The sequence below is a fragment of the Photobacterium sp. 2_MG-2023 genome (assembly GCF_030547675.1).
Lineage (GTDB): Bacteria > Pseudomonadota > Gammaproteobacteria > Enterobacterales > Vibrionaceae > Photobacterium > Photobacterium arenosum.
In genome coordinates this window covers 16,603-35,830 of record NZ_JAUOQQ010000030.1, presented here as the reverse complement: position 1 = coordinate 35,830, position 19,228 = coordinate 16,603, and the positions used below count along the sequence as shown (strand labels likewise).

Here is a 19,228-nt window from a genome sequence, read left to right as displayed (position 1 = left end):
CCGCGATACGTACTTTGAGTTGAAAGCTATATAGCAGGGTTAAATCTTCCGAGTGAATACCATAGAGGAATAAAACAAGTGCTTTTTTGCATGCCTGGTATGCCTGACAAACAAAAAATTACAATAAAGCCTAAACGCAGTATGCGTATAATTGCAATTCAATCTACTTCACAAACTCTATGGCAGATCGCATTTCGCCGCAAACGCGTAAACTCAACTCGGCATCAGTTCAATTTCAGTGATACCAGAACGACGGTTCATGTGCAGGTTGCATCAGGTGCAATGTGCAGACATCTCCAACATTCCCGCAAAAACTAACAGTTCAAAACAATCGGACTCAAATTTATTACATCACCTCAGACATGTTGATAGGTGTTTAAAAACAAAAAATTACCTTGATATGGTTCTAAAGGTGACTGTCCTATTAAGTCCGCAAATTACCGTGATATGGCTCTAAAGGTGACTGTCCATTTAAGTCCCTTTTCAGTCACAACTGTCCGAGAGGAGGTTGCACTCAACAGCATTGTGCTTTTCCGCATAGCTCGCAAAATTGAAATCTAATATCAATCAATCTCAACAATATTTTTCTCCATATCTACCCGAAATTTCTGCGCATAACGTTAATGAAACGCCGTAACTAAGCAGTTCATCATGAATATTTCATTCTCCCTCAGCGCCGAACACTTTATTGATAGTTTTGTGACAACCCTGCGTTACGCATTGATGAAAAAGGATACTTTCGCTTTCCATCCAAACTGGCCTAAGTTTTGTTGGTTTAACAAAAATCTCCAGGGAGGAGAATATGAAAAACACAACAACGTTATTGGCTTTACTCATTTCAGCTGTCTGCAGTCAGGCATATGCTGAGGACAAAGTCTGGATATCCATCGGGTCGGATGCCAGCCAGACAGTGAAATCTGTCATGCAGCACAAAGCACAAGCTATATTGCCAGAGTCCTTGGCCAGCAGCGGGCCGGTGTGGGTAGGACAAGTGGATTACAGCCAGTTGGCTGAGTTATCGCACCACATGCATGAGGACCATCAGCGCTGCGGCGGATACATGGTCCATTCCTCTGCAGAAAGTGCCATTGCCGCCAGCAATATACCGCAGTCACTCGCGGTTTTTCAGATTCCTGACATCAGCCAGCAAGACACAGTCAATGCCTGGTTGCCTCAGGTAAGTTCACAAGCCATTACCGGCACAATCAGTTCACTGACCAGCTTCATCAACCGTTTTTATACCACCACTTCAGGTGCGCAAGCATCTGACTGGCTGGCCAGTGAATGGCGTTCGCTGAGTGCTTCATTGCCCAATGCCAGCGTTAAGCAAGTTTCGCACTTTGGTTACAACCAGAAATCTGTCGTATTCACAATAACAGGATCAGAAAAGCCGGATGAATGGATCGTACTGGGCGGTCACCTGGACTCCACCATCGGCTCGCACACCAATGAGCAGAGTATTGCGCCCGGCGCCGATGACGATGCATCCGGCATCGCCAGCGTAACGGAAATTATTCGCGTGCTGTCGGAAAACAATTTCCAGCCTAAACGTAGTATTGCCGTTATGGCTTATGCTGCGGAAGAAGTGGGATTACGTGGCTCACAGGATCTGGCCAACCAATATAAAGCGGAAGGCAAAAAGGTTATCTCTGCTCTGCAGCTGGACATGACCAACTACAAAGGCTCGGTTGAAGATATTGTGTTTATTACTGATTACACAGACAGCAATCTGACCACTTTCCTGAGCCAATTGGTTGATGAATATCTGCCAAGCTTAACCTACGGGTTCGACACCTGCGGCTATGCCTGTTCAGATCACGCTTCATGGCATAAAGCCGGTTATTCTGCAGCTATGCCCTTTGAAGCAAAATTCAACGACTACAACCCTATGATCCACACACCGAACGACACGCTGCAGAACTCAGATCCCACAGGTTCACATGCGGTGAAGTTCACTAAGCTGGGTCTCGCCTACGCCATTGAAATGGCCAATGCTACAGGCGGAACCCCACCGCCGCCGACAGGTAACGAGCTCAAAGATGGCGTACCGGTTAACGGATTGTCCGGTGCAACCGGCAGTCAGATTCGGTATAGCTTCGAGCTGCCCGCTCAGAAAACACTGCAGATCAGCACATCCGGTGGTTCGGGGGATGTTGATCTCTATGTGTCATTTGGCTCGGAGGCCAGCAAGCAAAACTGGGATTGCCGTCCATACCGGAACGGAAATAACGAAGTCTGTACCTTTGCCGGGGCCACACCGGGCACTTACTCCATCATGCTGGATGGCTATCGCCAGTTTTCTGGGGTGACACTTAAGGCGTCAACGCAGTAGTCTGCGCTGACTCACCAGCAACAGGGGGATGTTTCCCCCTGATATTTTATCCCACCAAGGTTACCGGAAACCCCGGGTTTCCGGTTCTTTATCGTTAGCTCTCCCCCCTGTCCCTGATTTCCCGTTGCACTTCTTAATGACCCCAACCAATTCGCCGCCCTACTTCATAGGGATTGTTGCATAGGCGACAAGGTGATCCTGCAAAGCGAGTTGGCTTCACCTGTCTGTTTCCTGCTGAAGCGGAGCAGTTTCCATCTGGAAGCAATCACTGCCAGACGGAAGACAAAGCGGAAACCCGATCGGAAATCCAGCTTCCGCTTTACGTGGAAAAACCATGACAATTCCAATAATTTCAACCAATTAACACAGTGGCACACTAATTGCTTTAGTAGTCATAAATATAGGAGTTTTTCCATGAGTTCCATCGATCCGATCAGTATGGCAACACAGCTGGCCACCTATGAGATTCAGCCGTTTCAGCAACGTTTTCAGACTCAGGCTGATAAATACCAAAGCCAGATTTCTGCTTACGGCAAAGTTGAAACTGCGTTACGGACATTCCGAACTGCAGTAGAAGACATGAATGGCCTGAATGACAGCGTGGTAAAAAATGGTGCCACTTTCTCGCAGGAAGGCAACATCAGTGCCAGTGTCAATGCCAGCGCGCTGGCGGGTGAGTATCAGGTATTTGTCGAGCAAATCGCGACCTCTCATCAGATGGGTGTTGATTTGGGCGCAGGTACCACAGCCGACACAGCCATTCCTGCTGCAGGTAGTATGGTTATCTCCATGGATGGCAATACCATGACGCTTGATCTGGCGACCGTGGACACTGACAGCGATGGCACTGCCACCCTTCAGGAACTGGTCGCCGCTATCAATACTGATGAAAACAACCCGGGTGTGAACGCCTCACTGGTTCGCGCCAACGGCGAAACCCACTTCATGCTGTCCGGCAAGGAAACCGGTGTCGCCAATACAGTGTCTGTCAACGTGACAGGTACAGGTGATGCCAACTTCGAAAACGCTTTTGCCAACAGCACGGATATCAGCACACCTAAAGATGCGGTGATCTGGCTGGGTGCTGAAGGCACTGGCCTGAAACTGACCAACAGCTCCAATACCTTTGAAGGTGTGATTGACGGCGTTGATCTGACCGTTTCTAAAGCGCAAACCAGTGGTGACCAGCCAATCGGTATCACTGTAGGTTCTGATAAAGAAGCCACCAAAGAACAACTGAATAAAATGGTGGATGCCTATAACGCGCTGATGTCTGAAATCGACAAATACACCAAGGTCGGTTCAAAAGATGAAAAACGTGGCCCATTGGCCGGTGATGGCACCATCCGTTCTCTGGAAAACCAGATCAGCAGTATTTTCCGTCAGTCTTACAACGGCCAGAGCTTGTATTCAGTAGGTGTCAGTATTGACCGAAACGGCAAACTGGCAATCGACAATGACAAGTTCGAAGCCGCCCAGGCCGCTGATCCGGCAGCACTGAACGAAATGTTCAACGGCACCGATAAATTGTTCGACTCGCTGGAAGCAACAATAAAACCTTACCTGTCGTTCTCTGATGGCGTCTTCAATAACCGCAAAGACAGCCTTCAGCAAAATATCAGCCGTATTGACGACAAAATGTCCAATCTGGAGCGCAAGTACCAGATGTCTTACGACCGTTATCTCGCCCAGTTCACTCAGATGAACCAGTTGATGACACAAATGCAGCAAACAAGCGGATTATTCGCGATTTAAAGGAGTTAACCCATGCTAATGCAAAACTCGGGCTTTGATTCGTATCAAAGCGTCGATCTGGATGCCCAGGCCGCATCAGCAAATCCTCACCAACTGGTGATCATGCTGATTGACGGCCTGCTGGATGAAGTCGTCCGGGTCAAAGGTCACATCGAATCCAACCGTCTGGAAGCCAAAGGGAAAGGCATCAGTAAGTGCATGAACATCCTGATTGGTCTCGACAGTGCGCTGGATGTTGAAGCAGGTGGCGAGCTGGCTGCCAATCTTCACGACCTTTACGAGTTTTGCATCAGCGAGCTCTTTAAGGCCAGTTCCCAGAACAAAGTCGAACACCTGGCAACGGTGGAAAATGTCATGACTAACGTCCGTGAGGGATGGGAAGGTTTTGGTCAGCATGTCTAACATCACAGTGAGCCAGCTCGTGACTCTCAGACAGCATCTTGACCGCACCGTGACTGATAGCGACTGGGATCGCCTTCAGCAGCTTGATCAGACGTTACAAAAAGTACTGCGGAATCTGAAAGGGACTCAGCTGACTGAAGATTATCTTCAGGCGCTTGCCCATTTGAAAAGCAGTCATCAGGCAGCCATCGCTGCGGTCAATGCAGCGAAAGAAAAGTTACAGCAAGACATGAATGCCGTCGGTGAAGGAAAAGAAGGACTTCTGGCATATCAAATGGCCATGAATATGGAGCTTTAATGAACACTATCGTCTCACATTCCAAACTGGCTAACAGTGACAACGAGTCGGCGGACATGCTTTCCGGCAAAGTCAAACCGTCCAATGATGGCACTGCTTCTAACTTCAGTGACACGCTGCAATCCAATGCCGCCGCTGACAAACAGGAAGCAGCCATTACTGAGACCTCTTACACGGCCGATGCTGCCGAACTGTCAGACCAGCAGCCAGACAGCAAACCGGTACTGTCTCCCGCCGCGGCAGCGGACATCATTGCCAATCTGCTGGCGCAGGCCGAAAAGCAGCTGGGAGCAAGCTCGGCAACCAATACCGGGGCGCCCGGAGCGGCGGTCAGTACTGCAGAAAACGCCATTTCAGCGTCCGCGAATACCGGCATGCGAGAAACGCGCTTGATGCAATCCGGCGCTACCGCAACACCCGCAGCACCGACAGACAGCCAGGCTGTCAGTACACAGTCAGCCGACAACGCTCGCTTTACTGCCCTGCTGCAGCAACGCAGCCAGTCACCGGCTCAGCAGGATCTCGCGTTAACAGGATTAGTTGAATCCCGCAGCGCCGGCACAGCCCCTTCTCTGCAAACCCTGATTGCAGGACTGTCTGCAGACAGTGCCGCTAACTCTGCAGCCTTGCAATCCGGTTCATCCCAACAGGCTCAAAACGCCGCGGCTCCCGTGGAATGGGCCAGTGTCAAACTCCCTCAGAGCCAGCAAGGTAAATGGGGAGAGCAGATGATCCAGGTACTGCAGGACAGAGTGCAATTGCAGGCCAGCCAGAATTTGCAGGAAGCACGCATTCGTCTGGATCCGCCTGACCTGGGCAAACTGGATTTAACTGTTCGTATGGATGGCGATCGTCTCAGTGTTCAAATCCATGCCAGCCAGTCGGCCGTCCGTGATGCGCTGGTTCAGGTGTCTGAGCGGCTGAGAGCCGAGTTACAGGAACAGAATTTTGTTCATGTTGATGTCAATGTCGGTGATGGCCGTCAGGGTCAGCAGCAAGAGCATACACAAGAAGACTCACAACCCGTTATTTTTGCCAACAATCAGGCTGATGACAGCCAGATAACAACAACAGATTCAGGCCATTGGTTATCAACCAGAGCCTGATGAGGAGCCATTTACATGACCCAGCGTAATCTCGTCTTGATCATTATCATCATGCTGATCACCAGCGTACTGGTCGCTGCTGCCAGTGTTGGCGGTACCCTTTGGTACGTCAAAAGTCATCAGGGCGAAGGCGGTGCCAGTTTCAGTCTCCCCTTTAGCCAACCAGAGAATACCGATCCTATTTTCCATCCGCTGGAAAAACTGGTTCTGTCGGTGAAAGGCGAGCGTCAAACGCACTTCATCATGATGGAACTGGCGCTGGAAACACGTAACGCAGAAGCGATTGAAGGTATCGATAACTATATGCCGGTTGTACGCAATGCCCTGCTCAAACTCTTCAGCAATAAAACCTATGAGCAACTGCAGAACCAACGGACGATTGAAGAGCTTCAGGATGAAGTCAAAGGTACATTGCTGAACGCTTTCAGTCAGACACGTTATGCCCGCGCCATCGACAATGTATTGCTGACCAAATATGTGATTCAGTGAGGCGCCTATGCTAGATATCAACCCGACTGAAGAGTACGAGAAAAAACACGACACCGGGCGTAACAACCCGGTAGTGAACGAAGATAAGCTGATCCGTGATCACCTGATCTTAGTCAAACGTGTTGTCAATCAGCTACGCAGTCATGTCAGCACCCACTGCAGTCTGGAAGATATGCAGCAAATCGGTCTGATGGGACTGCTGGAAGCAGGTCGTCGCTACGGTAACGTGGAAGACCCGAATTTCCCGTCTTTTGCCGTATGCCGGATCCGCGGTTCCATTCTCGACGAACTGCGCCGTCTTGACTGGCGCTCGCGCCAAACCCGTCAGCAGGCGCACGAACTGAATGACGTTACCCGCGACTTAATGAAAAAACTCGGCCGCCAGCCATCGGAGGCCGAAATCATCGCAGCGTTAGGCACGGACCAGGCAGATTATCTGCAGCGCCTGAATGCCTCTATGGCCAGCGAAATGCAAAGCCTGGATCAATTGCTTGAAAGCGGTTCCGATTTTTCGATGAACCATGACGGCGGTGAATCGGTTCGTCATGAACATATTCGCCGTACGCTATCGGCGGCGCTTGGCAAGCTCAAACCGCGTGAACAGCTTCTGCTGACCCTGTTCTATCAACATGATATGAACCTGCACGAAATTGCACTGGTGCTGAACCTGACACCGCCTCGTGTATGCCAGCTTCATAAGCAGGCACTGAAACAACTGAATCAATATCTTTGCTGATAGGAGCAAATTGACATGCAAAAATTTACCGGCGCAATCGTCATTCTGTTGTGTGTTTTCGGCGGTTACCTATGGGCCGGCGGTACTTTGATGGCCATCTGGCAGCCTGCTGAAATTCTTATTATTACCGGTGCTGCACTGGGCTCTATCATCATAGGCAACCCACCACATGTTATTCGTGAAATGCGTATTCAGTTTCGCCAGATAATGAAGCCCCGCAAAAACGAACAAGAATACTACATGCAGCTGATGGGTCTGATGCAACTGTTGCTGGAAACCATACGTAACGGTGGTTTCAAATCACTGGACAGCCACATAGAAGATTCTCAAAACAGCGAGATTTTCGAACGTTATCCGCTGGTCAAAGACGACAGCCACCTGGTGGCTTTCATTACCGATAACCTGCGACTAATGGCCATGGGCCAGATGTCACCCCATGAGCTGGAAGCTCTGCTGGAGCAGGAAATCATGGCCATTGAAGATGACCTTCTGCTGCCTTCTCGTTCACTGCACCGTACAGCTGAGGCCCTGCCAGGCTTCGGGATTCTGGCGGCAGTGATGGGCATCATTATCACTATGCAGTTCATCGACGGCTCTATCGCGCAAATTGGCTACAAAGTTGCCGCCGCACTGGTGGGGACATTCCTCGGTATTTTCGGTTGTTACTGTGTGCTTGACCCGGCCAGTAATGCCATGTCGCAACGTGTTAAACGTGACATGACCGCCTTTGAATGTGTCCGGGCCACACTGGTCGCTTATGTGGCCAAGAAGCCTACTCTGCTGGCCATAGATGCTGGTCGTAAACACATTCAGCTCGATGTGAAGCCAAGCTTCAATGACATGGAAAAATGGCTGTCTGAGCAGGAGGCATAATGCAACGGCACGATCAGATCATCATCAAACGAGCACGCCGCAATTCGCATGAAGCAGGGCATGGAGGGGCATGGAAAGTCGCATTTGCCGACTTCATGATAGCCCTGATGGCGCTGTTTCTTGTGCTGTGGATCCTGGCCATTGTCGACAAGACGGAACGCCAAGCGATCGTTGCTTATCTCAACAGCTCCAGTTTGTTCGATCAGGCTTCAGGTAATCCGTTTAATACCTCCACCAGCCTGTCTCCTATCGATCTGGGCGGTGAAGCGGCGGACCTCAGCTCGCATGATGCTGCTGTGACTGTCACCTCCTTCTACGACGGAAATGGCGATGGTTCACAAACTGATGCACTGGTTCAGGGTACATATGAAACTCAGGAACAACTGAAAGTACTGGCGCAAGTGGTTGAGGAACTGGCGAAGCAGGTTTCAGCAGAAGGAAACGTGCATGTCGATGTGACGCCGCAAGGACTTCGCATTGTCTTGCAGGACGACTTCCGCCAGAACATGTTCCACCGGGGAAGCAGCGAGCTGACGCCTTTCTTTGAGGATTTATTACTGGCACTGGCCCCCATTTTCCAGAAGATTCAGAATCCGCTGATTATCAGTGGCCACACAGATGCGGTTCGTTACAGCGGCACTTTCAGCGAAAAATCAAACTGGGAGCTGTCGGCTTCACGCGCCAATGCAGCTCGCCAGACTCTGATTGTCGGCGGAGCGCCTGAAAATCATGTCTTGCAGGTTGCTGGCATGGCTGATCGTGCGCCGCTGAACCCTGAAGAACCGAAAGCCAGCGAAAACCGACGTATTGAGTTGTTTGTCCTCACATCAGTGGCTGCCCGAATGGTGGAAACACTGTTCAAAGGGCCACCGGCTAACGATGACGGTCCTGTGATACAGCAGGCCCGTGAGAAAGCAGAATTTAATCAGCCTGTTATCCGTCAGGACTACATTGAAGCGTCTTAATTGAGTAACCGGCAAAGGGATTATCCCTTTGCCACCTGGAGAACTTTAGCGAAGTTAACCCATGAAAAGAGCTGCATCTTCTTCCGCAATTGTCCCAAGTGAACGTCGACCGGACAGTCTGCAAAAGTTATTTCTCTGGCTCATAGTGCTGGATTATTTTCTGCTCAGCCATTTTTTGCTGAGGATGCACAGCATGACACTGAATACAGGGACGACAATCAGTTTATTGCTTTTAGGCTACAACGGACTGCTTTCCTATCTGTGTTTCAAACGCGCACGACGTAGCGGTGATTTCTACATTATCTACCCTACGCTTGCCGCGATATTGCTGGCTTTTATTCTATTTTTGTATTTTTTCTTTCTCATCGCTTAACGGGACAGGCAGCAGGACACGTTTCAGGAACTTATGCCACAGAGCACAGTTTTGCATCATCCTTTCCTGGCAAGAGTTAATCCTGCATCCAGCTTGTCGCCTTATGCGTAAGAGAAAGCGAATGAGCTTAGCGTAATGAAAGATCAACTCACTATCTCGATATCAACGATTAACGGGTCTTACCATTTTCAACTGGGTAAGTATTTACGGCGGAACCTGATTGCAACCCTGCTGTTGTTCATCGTCGCCGTCGTGGTCATGGCATTTTCGATTCAGTATTTATGGAATGCTGTTGATCAGACACAACAGGAAAAATCGCAGTTAAACCAGCATGCCAATGAACTGAAAGATGAAATTCTTAATCTGGAAAGCGACCGGCAGTCGCTGGAGCAAAACCTGGCTGACAGGCGCTATGAACTGGAGCAGATTTCTGGCCGCGTGAATGAGCTGGAAAACGTTTTGGGTATTGAAAGCGAAGGGGAACAACCTTTGGATACCCGTCTGGATACAGCTGCACTGAACTCGGCGGTACGTGTCGCCATGCTGAAAGTAATACCTAACGGTAGCCCTATGGAATACCGGCGTATTTCTTCCTCATACGGCTCGCGTAACCATCCGGTTTACGGTAACAAGCGTCGTCATCTGGGTATCGATCTCAGTGGACACACGGGAACATCAGTGCACTCCCCTGCCGATGGCGTGGTAGAGCTGGTACGACCGAGTAAAAAAGGCTACGGCAATTTGATGAAAATTGACCACGGCTATGGATTCATGACTCTGTATGCGCACCTGAAAGCATTCAAAGTCAAAACCGGTGATTTCGTCAGAAAAGGCGATTTAATTGCATTATCAGGCAACAGTGGCACCTCGACTGGCCCCCATCTCCATTATGAGGTCCGTTTTCTGGGTCGGGCTTTGAATCCCAAGTATTTTATCAACTGGGGACCCGACAACTTTGACTATCTGTTTAACCATGAGAGGAGCATCCAATGGGACTCTTTAGTAAAAGTGCTGGAAGCACAAGCAAGCACTCAACTGCAACTATCATTGCACAAGGCTGTTCCTTTAAAGGAGATATCGAACTAAGCGGTAATATCCAGGTTGATGGCTACATCGAAGGACGTATTCGTACCGAACAAACGTTATCGATAAGTGCAACGGGCCGTGTCTCTGGCGAGATCTTTGCCAGCAAAGTGGTCATCAACGGCCTGCATGAAGGAGCCTGCCACGCCGACAGCATTGAGATCCTGGAAAAAGGCAAAGCCAAAGGTGTCATTTACACTAATGATATTTGCATTGAGCGAGGCGGTTGCTTCCACGGTCAGACTTACCCGGCTGATAAAGAAAAAGTCGTCACTATTAATAAAGAAGAACCGGTAAAAGCCGCCGAGGCCTCCCCAGATCTCAGCAAGAAAGAAAGCGGTAAAGAGACCGCACCACTAACGCCACCGACTCAGCTCAAATCAGCAGAGGCATCCAGCACTACGGATAAAAGCGCAGCGCCAGTGAAACCAGCAGCTTCTGCAGCATCAACAGTGACGGCGCCTGTCACTGATACCAGAAAGCAAGCCAACGCCCGCAAATAAACGGCATAACCGGAATCCAGCATTCCGGTTATTTCTGTTTTCCCTCCGCACTCTCCTGCTGACCGCCTGCCAGATAAAAACTGTTATCTGCTTCTCAAATTCATCGTTTACTTTCAGTTAGTCCAGAAAAGCAATCATCAAGATACGATAATCAGTACATATTCAGTTGGATACATAAGGATCATGAAATGAAAACAAGGCTTACCCTGACCGCCATCTTTATTGCCAGTTTTGCACTCTCAGGCTGCACATCAACTCCGGGCGATACCGCACAAACTGATACGGCCAATCCCGCCAACGCTACTCAGGACATTCTTGATGCCAGTGCCTGTATTGGCTCAACAGAGCCGCCTGCGGCATGGGCCAGTAAGCTAAACCTTGTCGATGATCCCCAGTTGCTGGCCAGTTCTCTCGGTCAGCCTACTAAGGGCAAATTGTGTCAGGGAAAAGTGTACGAAGTGAAAGAAGGGGAAGCACTGACCGTCTTTCGGGCCTGGAACAGCACCAACCCCAACAGCCAGTTTGGTGCCTGGTGGGCGGCAAACCAGCCAAACGGAAAAGTGGCCCAGTATCGGGAAGGTTACGAAATTTGCTATCAATGGTCGCCGCTGGACAAAATGACACAGTGTGAACTGAAACCAGGCAGCAAACTGGTGATCGGCAATGGGCAGAGCGCGCAGTGTTCAGAATGGCTGACTTATCCGGTATCGGCTGAGCAACAGCTCTACCTTGAAGATACGGAAACTCTGGTCAGCAATTGCCAAACCTACGATGCGGTTTTTGGCTGGGAATAAGGTAATCAGCCCCTGCTCGTGCAGCTAGCCGGCGTCTTGTATTGCACTGTCTTGTATCGCACTTTTTTAAGAGCGCTTTTTATAAAGCGCTTTCTATAAAGCACTGATAGCCTCTGCGACAGAGGCAAAAGACACCTTAGCCGCACAACATGCGCCCAGACAAGACTGATGCGCTTTGATGATCTCAACAATCTCATCAAGGCGCATTGTCTGTTCCGTCTTTTCTAAGCTGGTGTCGCCAGAGCGCAGGCTCAAAAGACGAAACACCTGCCCGGCTGAATCAATCAGCACATCACCCGGCTGAAAGCCAAAGCAATGCAAATCAGAATCCGACTCCCAAGTATGGCGATCAGCAACAACACTCAGCTCCTGATCACCCTCATATTTCAACACCGCGGGCCAAACAACCATGAATAATCCACCTTGCTGGTTCAATCCGCCCATATTGCCTGCATTCAGGTACAACAGGCAAGTACCCAGCCAGCCGGTGTTATTTGCGGGAGCGACGCTTAGTCAGATTGCGATACCAAATGAATAATATTCGAAGGGCTGGCAACCCAAAATGCGGCAAATCCTTCCGGCAAAGGTTCAATCTCATCACATCGGGCAATCTTGTGGCTCGCAAGATGCTCTGCTGCAGCGGCAATATCATCAGTCACAATTTCGAGCCAGATTTCGGCCTGGCTGATACCCGGGACGTTATCGAGCCACAGCGTTTTATCACCAAACTGAAAACGGGGCGTATCTGTGTCTTTTTCACGAGCCAGTTCCGGAATGGCAATCACTTCACGATAAAAACTCAGCGTTTTCTCATACTCATGCGAAGGTATCTTCATTGCGATATTGTTGCCGGGTTTAAACACAGCTTTCATGATGAATCCTCCTATTTACCAGACGGCACAAGTTACCCGATGGTTCAAAGACTATGGCGGTAAAACACTCACACTGGCAAACACTCAGGTTTTCACTGATAAACCGACCAAGCGTGAGCATGCATTAGCATAGTCTGCAAAAAGGGCTGCTGTTACTGCATTGCGATACTCAACGATGGGGATCAGTGTCTACCTTAAGTTACACACCTAACAGCGGCAAATGACGCAGACGTTTATAATTGAACGCCAGCTCGACGCAATGACTGACAATCGCTGCTGGCAGAGGATCAGCAACATTCAAGACGATAGCTCGGTTACCCTGCAAGGACAGCGAGTGTCCGTATACTTCACGGAAAGTATCCACTAACCGGGTATTGCAGTTAAAGTAGAGAAAATAGTGTGCAGGATCTTTGGATGACCAGTTCATCCTGACCGGGCTACCCCCTTTCACCTGATAGCTGGGTTCGCCCCATTTCAGTGCTTCTTCAACATTCCCCAGATCATGGGCTTTAGCAACACCTAACACCACACTGCGCAGGTTTAGCATCACAGGTTTGATATGAGCCGGATAACTGTCAAACTTTGCTTTTACTGTTTCGTCCATGTCTTTTTCCTGAAGGTGGCATTGAATTCCAATCACTCCCTGATTTTTATTTCAACATTGCTATAACCTATCGACTGAAGCAGCACCATCACTGAATCCCGGTATTTATTAGTAATCAGCGGTACTGTGCTCACAGATACTGGCTGGCTTCACGGTAGGCTTCAAGCTCCATGGGCGCATTGCGGTACCCGTAAATAAACAATTGCAGTAAATACTGTTTAGTCTGTTCCCGAACGCCCAGCTGCTCTGCCTGACGGACGTGGATGAGCTCGTGTGCCAGCAGCTCTTGATTGTCTTTCTCTGAACGTTTAATCCAGAGTCCGTAGCCATAAGTATACGCCCCCGTTAAAGGGGAACTGTAGCCATACTTTGTGGCTAACGCAGCAAGCTCAGGATCATCGGGAAAAGGGAGTTTATCGACATAATAAACACGCACTTTATTTGGCGATTTCAAACCAACCCTAGAGGCAATCCTCAGCTGATTTGCATTTAATGGCTCCCCCTTCTCCAATGCTTCTGCTTCATTACCGTGCACATAGTGTTCTGCGGCCGGCAGTAACCTTTCAACATGCAGCAGCAGCTCCTGCGGCGGGTTTGCATAGGTTTCATCGCGATCTTTACAGCCAGAAACAGCAAAGATGACGGCAATTAAAACGATGATTTTCTGATACACATAACGCTCCTTGTTTTACACATATTGGATTGGGCCAGGCGTCGCTTTCGGGTCAGTGCCATCGTCATTATCGCCCGAAGTACCGACTTCCATCATGACACTGATACCAATAATTGCGCCAATCAAGGGTACAATAGCAACCAGCATCCATCAATCACTACGATTGGTATCATGTAATCGGCGTACAGTGAGCATTAGTGAAGGTATTAGAGTCAGGCTGGTATACACAGCGAAAAGTGCATAGTCATCGTTAATAGCCTCACTAATGAAAAGAAACAGATAACTGATAAGCGCATTAATCAGGCAGAACATCCAATATTCCTGACGACGAGCCCTGCCTTCTGAATCCGCATGTTTTTTAATCACACTTAAATAATGTCTCATATCTGCCAACTCTTAATTTTATCAATATCATTATTATTGGATGCTGTGAAATCACTTGAATGACAGGCAAGCCATACATGCCATAGCAATCAAACAGCTTTCATGCACAGCTAAGGACGACGGGCTGCAGGTTAAATTAATGCTTTTTTTAAGTAAATAACGCCAGAGCGACACACCTGTTGATTATTAGTTTCGACATTGCTTAAAAGGTGTGGTTATTGCGAGTGAATATCTTTTATTTCAAGGAACTTTTCGACGAATTGGGCGCAATACCCATTTCTGATGAAAATTCAGCTCGTAGTTGTCAACTAACTGTTGAAATAGGATTAGAGCGATTCAAATGATAACCCCCACTTAAGTAGGGGTTAGAAATTAGGAGTGAAAATAAAGCTTATCGATGACTAATAATTCAGCGTTAGTAACGCTTGGTATTTTCTCCTCTGAAATAGAACGGTGCCATATCAACTTCTTGGTGAAGAATGGAGCATCCTAGTCCTTCGCGAACGGCGTTCACCAGCAAACCGTTATCCTGATCAATGGTCCAGGTAAACACGCCCCCTAATCCTAAATTGGCAGCATAAGCCCCTTTGGCTCTGGCGGTTCTGGGTGTATATAAAGACATAAAGAGTTTTGAGTTGGGATTGTAGAGATAATCTGCGTCAGCCTGTTCATCGGTATACAAGGAGAACCCGTTTTTGCCTGATTGAGCATTCAGGTCAAGATAGTTATAAAGAATGTCATACCATTCTGATGTACCTGACTCAAACGTGCCGGTTGTGGTATCAGAACCGGGTTGATAACTGCCGGAAAGCGGTGATTGACTAGTAAGCTCAGCGCCGCGTGCGTTTCTGGTATATCCGGCATAACCAATATTGATGTTGCCTGGTTGAACGCCGAGATCCAGTAAGTACATGACGGCGGTATCGACACTGAATGCGGTTTCTTTAGTCGAATACAGGTTAGTGTGGTGATTCAGTGCATCTGCCCAAGGCGTGCCGAAAAAATCGTACGTCATTAGGTTAATGCCCTCAACACCAGCGGCTATCAGCTCAGGGATATGAGACAGAGCCATGATTTCAGGATCTGCTGATGTTGCAATGCTCACTTTTGTTTTACCTAGGCCTGCATTGGTCAGTGCGGCTTTTAAGTCTTGAACAAGCAGCTTGTAGTATTGCCAGTCATCTGCACCGTGGTGGTTTCCATTACCAGGGGCGCCAGGGTATTCCCAGTCTAAATCCAGCTCGGTGAACATTGGGAATCGCTGTAGCATGTCGACGACACTGGCGCAGAAATTAGCACGTTTAACCGGATCTCGGGAGGTGTGGTAAAAACCGTCACTCATAGTCCAGCCACCGATACTAAAAGAAAGGACTAAAAAATGTCCAGCACGGAGAGCTTCGGCTTGTTTTTCACGTAGGCCGCCCAACACACCTTGTACTTTAGCTTGGTGAAAGTCCGCTGGGATCTGAATATCTTTCCAGCTATCAAACCCGTTGTTTCGGTAAGCCTGAGCATCACCCCAGCTATCCAGGAAAGTGATATCACCGTCTTGGGTTCTTTGGAACTCGAGTGCAGCATTACGGATTGCCTGCTCCTTCTCGCCCAGATCACCTAAGATCCCAGCAAAACCGACAATGATTTTATCGTATGCGCGCGGATCCAATAGCGCTAAGTCCCCTCCCCGTCCACGTTCCCAGGGCGGGCACTCTATGTTGTCGAGCCGACCATCATATTGCGACCTGTCAGTGTAATAACCAAACACCTTAGGTTTGTGAGTTGTCTCGTAGTGATTGTAGAGTCGATTGGCAACACGTTCAGATGTGTAGCTCAGCTTTTGAGTTTCTGAAGAGGGAGAAAAGCCATCTTTTTCATAACAATAATCTGTTGCATGATCAGGTTTTGTAAATTCCACCATGGTACGCTCTCCTTGTAAGAGGTCAATTTCATATAAACGCTAGATGCGAAAATCGAAATTTCAACAATCACAGGACCGCACTTGCGATACATTTCACAATTTTTCAGGTCGGATTTTTCTACGGCTTATTAGTCGGATAGGCAACCAAAGCGTATACCAAGGTCAAATATCCTTCCTCTGGTAACTGTGATGGATACATCAATGCTTGAAGCAGAATTTCAGTGCATTGATGGTAGATATTATTTCAGGCTGGCAGATGCACTGCTTATGAAAAAACGGCCTGCTAGGCAGACCGTGATTCAGTGTGGCGGGAAAACTTATCCACTCAGGCGGAAGCTGAGCTTCCTTTCACTGGCGTTTCAACAAAACAGTCGCTACTTCAACAAAGCAACCACAGTATGACGGTGAACGTTAGCCTGGGCTGATACCACCTGGAAGGCGGCAGCAAAGGAGCGGGTGTCCTGCAACGATTGCAGCTTGGTATCAATACTCTCAACAGATTGACCCGCCGGGCAATGATGGCCCTATTTTAAAAGTGACTGTCCTGTTAAAACCTAACCCTAAGTTCGGCATGCAAGTCGTGCCATGTGGGATAAAAGGATCGAGAACAGCAACGATTGGCACTATAGTAAATTGCTATGCGCACGTATTGAGATATTTCTGCCAATGTTGCTGACCTTTCAAAACTACCCTGTAATCTTCGTACTGACATGAACTATACAGTTTTTTAGCAGCAACATTATCATCGGCCACTTCCAGGGTAATTTTCAGATAGTGATTATCGCGACAATACTGCTCTATCGCATGAAGTTGCGCCTTACCTACCCCTTTACCTCTACAGCGATTCGCAACCATAAAGTCATGAATGTTCATGACTCTCTGCAATCGATATGTAGAAAAAGATTCAAAGCAAACAGCAAAACCTGCAGGCTTGTCGTCAATGAAGCTCATAAAACCGTGAAAATAGGACAACGCAAACAATTGTTCAATGACTGCAGGATCAAACGCTACAGAAAAGCCGGAAAGATACTCTCTGAACAAAGACTCAAATAGATTTTTATGTTCACTATTTCCTGGTTCGAGATGTTTGACTAAAATTTCCATATTCATTTCCGCTGAAAACTCATAACGAGACTGTCCTGTTAACGCTCACTTACCCATCTCTGTTATACGTATTTTGTCAGGGGTTTTTCCATTGGAATACAATCCAAACTCACGCCTCTTGGAGAATGATAAGTAGAAAGCGCCTCACCAATAAAACCACAGGAGCGATAAAAAGGCGCTGCGTTCAACGTCGATTCTAACTTTAGCAATGACAGGCCATGTTGTTTGCCTAACTCCTCTAGAAATGCCAGCATTTGCTTTGCAGCACCTCTACCAAAGTAATCAGGATCGACAAAAATCGCATCGACCATACCCGTAGCAGCAGTAAGCTTACCGCAACCAATCACTCGATCATCTGCTTCTGAAACATAGAATGTTTCGATAATGTCCCGGATTAATGAGTCCGTTATTCCGCTCTGAGTCCACAATGCTAACTGCTCTAAGGAATAGTATGCTGAACATTGGTCAAGAATCGCACGACTTCTGAGATCGAAAATTGCCTGAACATCTGACTTAATCGCCTTTCGGATTGTGATCATAAAGTTGCTTCCTAAGTTACACACATAACATTTCCTGCACCATCGCGCCGCCCAGCTCGTTTCGCTCTGTACCGCAGTGCCATTTCCGATAGACATTGCCAGACATGTTACCGCCCCTGACAATCAAGTCACGAAGTGGGTTTAGCGTTTTGATGGTAGGTATTATTTAAGGCAAGCATCATATTTTGATATGAGTGAAGTTTCACTAAATATCATGTGTTTACATGCATATCTGTGGCTTTGCACAGATTTTTGTGCAGGCAGATACACTGCCTATGAAAAAAGAACGGCCTGCTAGGCAGACCGTGATTCAGTGTGGCGGGAAAACTTATCCACTCAGGCGGAAGCTGAGCTTCCTTTCACTAGTGTCTTCAACAAAACAGTCGCTACTTCAACAAAGCAACCACAGTATGACGGTGAACGTTAGCCTGGGCTGATACCACCTGGAAGGCGGCAGCAAAGGAGCGGGTGTCCTGCAACGATTGCAGCTTGGTATCAATGCGCTCAGCAGACTGCCCGGCCATCGCCTTGCCGACTTTCGAGTCCAGATCGGCCTGGAAGTTTCTCAACTGATCCAGCCCTTTCTGGATCTGTTGCAACCCCTGATTGACATGGCGCATGGTGTGGCGAATTTGTTCACCGTCTGCCAGTTTCAGGGAGATACTTTCAATGCCCTGTGGCTCGGGCTGCACTTTAATGCGATTCGGCTGACCGGCCGGGTAACGGTGGCCCTGCCCGCTGATGGTGACATGCTGGCCTAAGGTCTGAAAATCCGACTGAGAGGTTGAGAAGATCACATCGCCGCTTTCTGTGGCAGCCGCCCGCAGACCGAGCGGAATGACTGCTTTGTCTATTTGCTGGGTCAGCTGGCGATCGGTTTGCGAGGCATCAAAGGTCAGCAGCGCCGTGCCGCGATCCTGTACCGTCAGGTGAAGCTGCTCACTCTGCTGTCGCTGGCGTACCAGGTTCAGCCCGTTCACCGTAAAGCTTTGCTTGGGATCGCCTTTGGGCTGAAACTGAAGCTGACTGTCCAGCACCCGTTCACCATCAAACCGACTGCCATTCAGCGTTTGCTGTATGTGGCTATGGTGGCGCTGAAGCTGATCCACACGGCCTTGGGTAATCGCGGTCGAACTGCCCAGCATCTGAGTGAGGATTTTTTTCATCCCCTGTAGATCACGGCCCACGCTGACCAGACTCTGATACGCAATCTGACCCCGGGTCACTTGTTGCTGGCCCTGCGAGAATAACTCGCTGGTTGCCGTGTATCCGCCTTTGACGACAGCCGGGCGTTGCGCCGGTGCCGTGTCCTGAACAGCGGAAACAGAGCCACCGGCAGGTGCCGGTGGTGAAATTGTTGCCTTGTCATTTTTCAGCAGTGAAATCGACTGTTGCCGAATCTCTGCAGTAGAGTTCACCATAGTGTTC

The 19,228-nt window shown here is 48.7% G+C and carries 25 protein-coding genes; 15 read left to right on the top strand and 10 right to left on the bottom strand.

Features of this window, described 5'->3' with window-relative positions; translation table 11 throughout:
- Positions 1 to 802: 802 nt before the first annotated feature.
- The 13 genes from Q4491_RS19230 to Q4491_RS19170 all read left to right on the top strand — a co-directional run bounded on the left by Q4491_RS19230 (position 803) and on the right by Q4491_RS19170 (position 11,709).
- On the top strand, positions 803 to 2,332 hold the full coding sequence (locus tag Q4491_RS19230; protein ID WP_192016549.1) for a M28 family metallopeptidase: 1,530 nt from the start codon (positions 803 to 805) through the stop codon (positions 2,330 to 2,332).
- Between the two features lie 414 nt (positions 2,333 to 2,746).
- Entirely contained in the window at positions 2,747 to 4,087 is a 1,341-nt protein-coding gene (fliD, locus tag Q4491_RS19225) for a flagellar filament capping protein FliD (RefSeq protein WP_303459991.1), read from the top strand.
- Positions 4,088 to 4,099: 12 nt separating this feature from the next.
- Positions 4,100 to 4,489: a flagellar export chaperone FliS gene (gene fliS, locus Q4491_RS19220; RefSeq protein ID WP_192016547.1), complete on the top strand. Its 390-nt coding sequence runs from the start codon at positions 4,100 to 4,102 to the stop codon at positions 4,487 to 4,489.
- Positions 4,482 to 4,787 (top strand): hypothetical protein, encoded by a 306-nt coding sequence (locus Q4491_RS19215; protein WP_303459989.1) that lies wholly within the window; start codon positions 4,482 to 4,484, stop codon positions 4,785 to 4,787. Before fliS ends, Q4491_RS19215 begins: the two co-directional genes overlap by 8 nt.
- A complete protein-coding gene (locus Q4491_RS19210) occupies positions 4,787 to 5,893 on the top strand; it encodes a flagellar hook-length control protein FliK (RefSeq protein ID WP_303459985.1) in 1,107 nt (368 codons plus the stop codon). The genes Q4491_RS19215 and Q4491_RS19210 overlap by 1 nt, the downstream gene beginning before the upstream one ends.
- Positions 5,894 to 5,908: 15 nt before the next feature.
- Positions 5,909 to 6,382, top strand: coding sequence for a flagellar basal body-associated protein FliL (fliL, locus tag Q4491_RS19205; RefSeq protein ID WP_192016545.1), 474 nt, complete (start codon positions 5,909 to 5,911; stop codon positions 6,380 to 6,382).
- 7 nt (positions 6,383 to 6,389) lie between these two features.
- Positions 6,390 to 7,118, top strand: a complete 729-nt coding sequence (locus Q4491_RS19200) for a FliA/WhiG family RNA polymerase sigma factor (RefSeq protein ID WP_192016544.1) — start codon at positions 6,390 to 6,392, stop codon at positions 7,116 to 7,118.
- Between the two features lie 15 nt (positions 7,119 to 7,133).
- Entirely contained in the window at positions 7,134 to 7,991 is an 858-nt protein-coding gene (motA, locus tag Q4491_RS19195; protein ID WP_027252369.1) for a flagellar motor stator protein MotA, read from the top strand.
- Positions 7,991 to 8,956: a flagellar motor protein MotB gene (locus Q4491_RS19190; RefSeq protein ID WP_303459979.1), complete on the top strand. Its 966-nt coding sequence runs from the start codon at positions 7,991 to 7,993 to the stop codon at positions 8,954 to 8,956. The genes motA and Q4491_RS19190 overlap by 1 nt, the downstream gene beginning before the upstream one ends.
- Positions 8,957 to 9,017: 61 nt before the next feature.
- A complete protein-coding gene (locus Q4491_RS19185) occupies positions 9,018 to 9,329 on the top strand; it encodes a hypothetical protein (RefSeq protein WP_081669253.1) in 312 nt (103 codons plus the stop codon).
- Positions 9,330 to 9,464: 135 nt separating this feature from the next.
- Complete coding sequence (locus Q4491_RS19180) at positions 9,465 to 10,415, top strand: M23 family metallopeptidase (RefSeq protein WP_192016542.1); 951 nt, start codon at positions 9,465 to 9,467, stop codon at positions 10,413 to 10,415.
- Positions 10,319 to 10,915 (top strand): polymer-forming cytoskeletal protein, encoded by a 597-nt coding sequence (locus Q4491_RS19175; RefSeq protein WP_303459974.1) that lies wholly within the window; start codon positions 10,319 to 10,321, stop codon positions 10,913 to 10,915. Before Q4491_RS19180 ends, Q4491_RS19175 begins: the two co-directional genes overlap by 97 nt.
- 188 nt (positions 10,916 to 11,103) lie before the next feature.
- Positions 11,104 to 11,709 (top strand): hypothetical protein, encoded by a 606-nt coding sequence (locus Q4491_RS19170; RefSeq protein ID WP_303459972.1) that lies wholly within the window; start codon positions 11,104 to 11,106, stop codon positions 11,707 to 11,709.
- Between the two features lie 93 nt (positions 11,710 to 11,802).
- On the opposite strand, the gene Q4491_RS19165 is transcribed toward Q4491_RS19170, so the two are convergent.
- Together Q4491_RS19165 and Q4491_RS19160 are read right to left on the bottom strand one after the other, a co-directional pair.
- Positions 11,803 to 12,120 carry a DUF4144 family protein gene (locus tag Q4491_RS19165; RefSeq protein ID WP_303459969.1) on the bottom strand — a complete coding sequence of 106 codons (318 nt, stop codon included), beginning with the start codon at positions 12,118 to 12,120 and terminating at the stop codon, positions 11,803 to 11,805.
- A gap of 98 nt (positions 12,121 to 12,218) precedes the next feature.
- On the bottom strand, positions 12,219 to 12,581 hold the full coding sequence (locus Q4491_RS19160; RefSeq protein ID WP_303459966.1) for a VOC family protein: 363 nt from the start codon (positions 12,579 to 12,581) through the stop codon (positions 12,219 to 12,221).
- Here Q4491_RS19160 and Q4491_RS19155 point away from each other — a divergent pair.
- Entirely contained in the window at positions 12,580 to 12,714 is a 135-nt protein-coding gene (locus tag Q4491_RS19155) for a hypothetical protein (RefSeq protein ID WP_303459964.1), read from the top strand. The two genes, Q4491_RS19160 and Q4491_RS19155, sit on opposite strands and share 2 nt — an antisense overlap.
- Before the next feature lie 66 nt (positions 12,715 to 12,780).
- Here the strand turns inward: Q4491_RS19155 and Q4491_RS19150 are convergent, their stop codons facing one another.
- The 5 genes from Q4491_RS19150 to Q4491_RS19135 form a co-directional block, all read right to left on the bottom strand.
- Positions 12,781 to 13,185 carry a DUF1801 domain-containing protein gene (locus Q4491_RS19150; RefSeq protein ID WP_303459962.1) on the bottom strand — a complete coding sequence of 135 codons (405 nt, stop codon included), beginning with the start codon at positions 13,183 to 13,185 and terminating at the stop codon, positions 12,781 to 12,783.
- A gap of 130 nt (positions 13,186 to 13,315) precedes the next feature.
- Positions 13,316 to 13,858: a hypothetical protein gene (locus Q4491_RS19145; protein WP_303459959.1), complete on the bottom strand. Its 543-nt coding sequence runs from the start codon at positions 13,856 to 13,858 to the stop codon at positions 13,316 to 13,318.
- Between the two features lie 15 nt (positions 13,859 to 13,873).
- A complete protein-coding gene (locus Q4491_RS19140; protein ID WP_303459955.1) occupies positions 13,874 to 14,005 on the bottom strand; it encodes a hypothetical protein in 132 nt (43 codons plus the stop codon).
- A 3-nt stretch (positions 14,006 to 14,008) separates the two neighbouring features.
- Entirely contained in the window at positions 14,009 to 14,242 is a 234-nt protein-coding gene (locus Q4491_RS21535; protein ID WP_368393616.1) for a DUF805 domain-containing protein, read from the bottom strand.
- 415 nt (positions 14,243 to 14,657) lie between these two features.
- On the bottom strand, positions 14,658 to 16,157 hold the full coding sequence (locus tag Q4491_RS19135; protein WP_303459953.1) for a glycosyl hydrolase family 18 protein: 1,500 nt from the start codon (positions 16,155 to 16,157) through the stop codon (positions 14,658 to 14,660).
- A 201-nt stretch (positions 16,158 to 16,358) separates the two neighbouring features.
- On the opposite strand from Q4491_RS19135, the gene Q4491_RS19130 reads away from it, so the two are divergent.
- Positions 16,359 to 16,559 (top strand): hypothetical protein, encoded by a 201-nt coding sequence (locus Q4491_RS19130; protein ID WP_303459950.1) that lies wholly within the window; start codon positions 16,359 to 16,361, stop codon positions 16,557 to 16,559.
- A gap of 234 nt (positions 16,560 to 16,793) precedes the next feature.
- Here Q4491_RS19130 and Q4491_RS19125 read toward each other — a convergent pair whose 3' ends face one another.
- From Q4491_RS19125 to Q4491_RS19115, 3 genes are all read right to left on the bottom strand, one after another.
- Positions 16,794 to 17,261, bottom strand: a complete 468-nt coding sequence (locus Q4491_RS19125) for a GNAT family N-acetyltransferase (RefSeq protein WP_303459947.1) — start codon at positions 17,259 to 17,261, stop codon at positions 16,794 to 16,796.
- Between the two features lie 62 nt (positions 17,262 to 17,323).
- Positions 17,324 to 17,800: a GNAT family N-acetyltransferase gene (locus Q4491_RS19120; RefSeq protein WP_192016532.1), complete on the bottom strand. Its 477-nt coding sequence runs from the start codon at positions 17,798 to 17,800 to the stop codon at positions 17,324 to 17,326.
- 386 nt (positions 17,801 to 18,186) lie between these two features.
- Positions 18,187 to 19,221: a flagellin gene (locus tag Q4491_RS19115; RefSeq protein WP_192016531.1), complete on the bottom strand. Its 1,035-nt coding sequence runs from the start codon at positions 19,219 to 19,221 to the stop codon at positions 18,187 to 18,189.
- Positions 19,222 to 19,228: the final 7 nt, after the last annotated feature.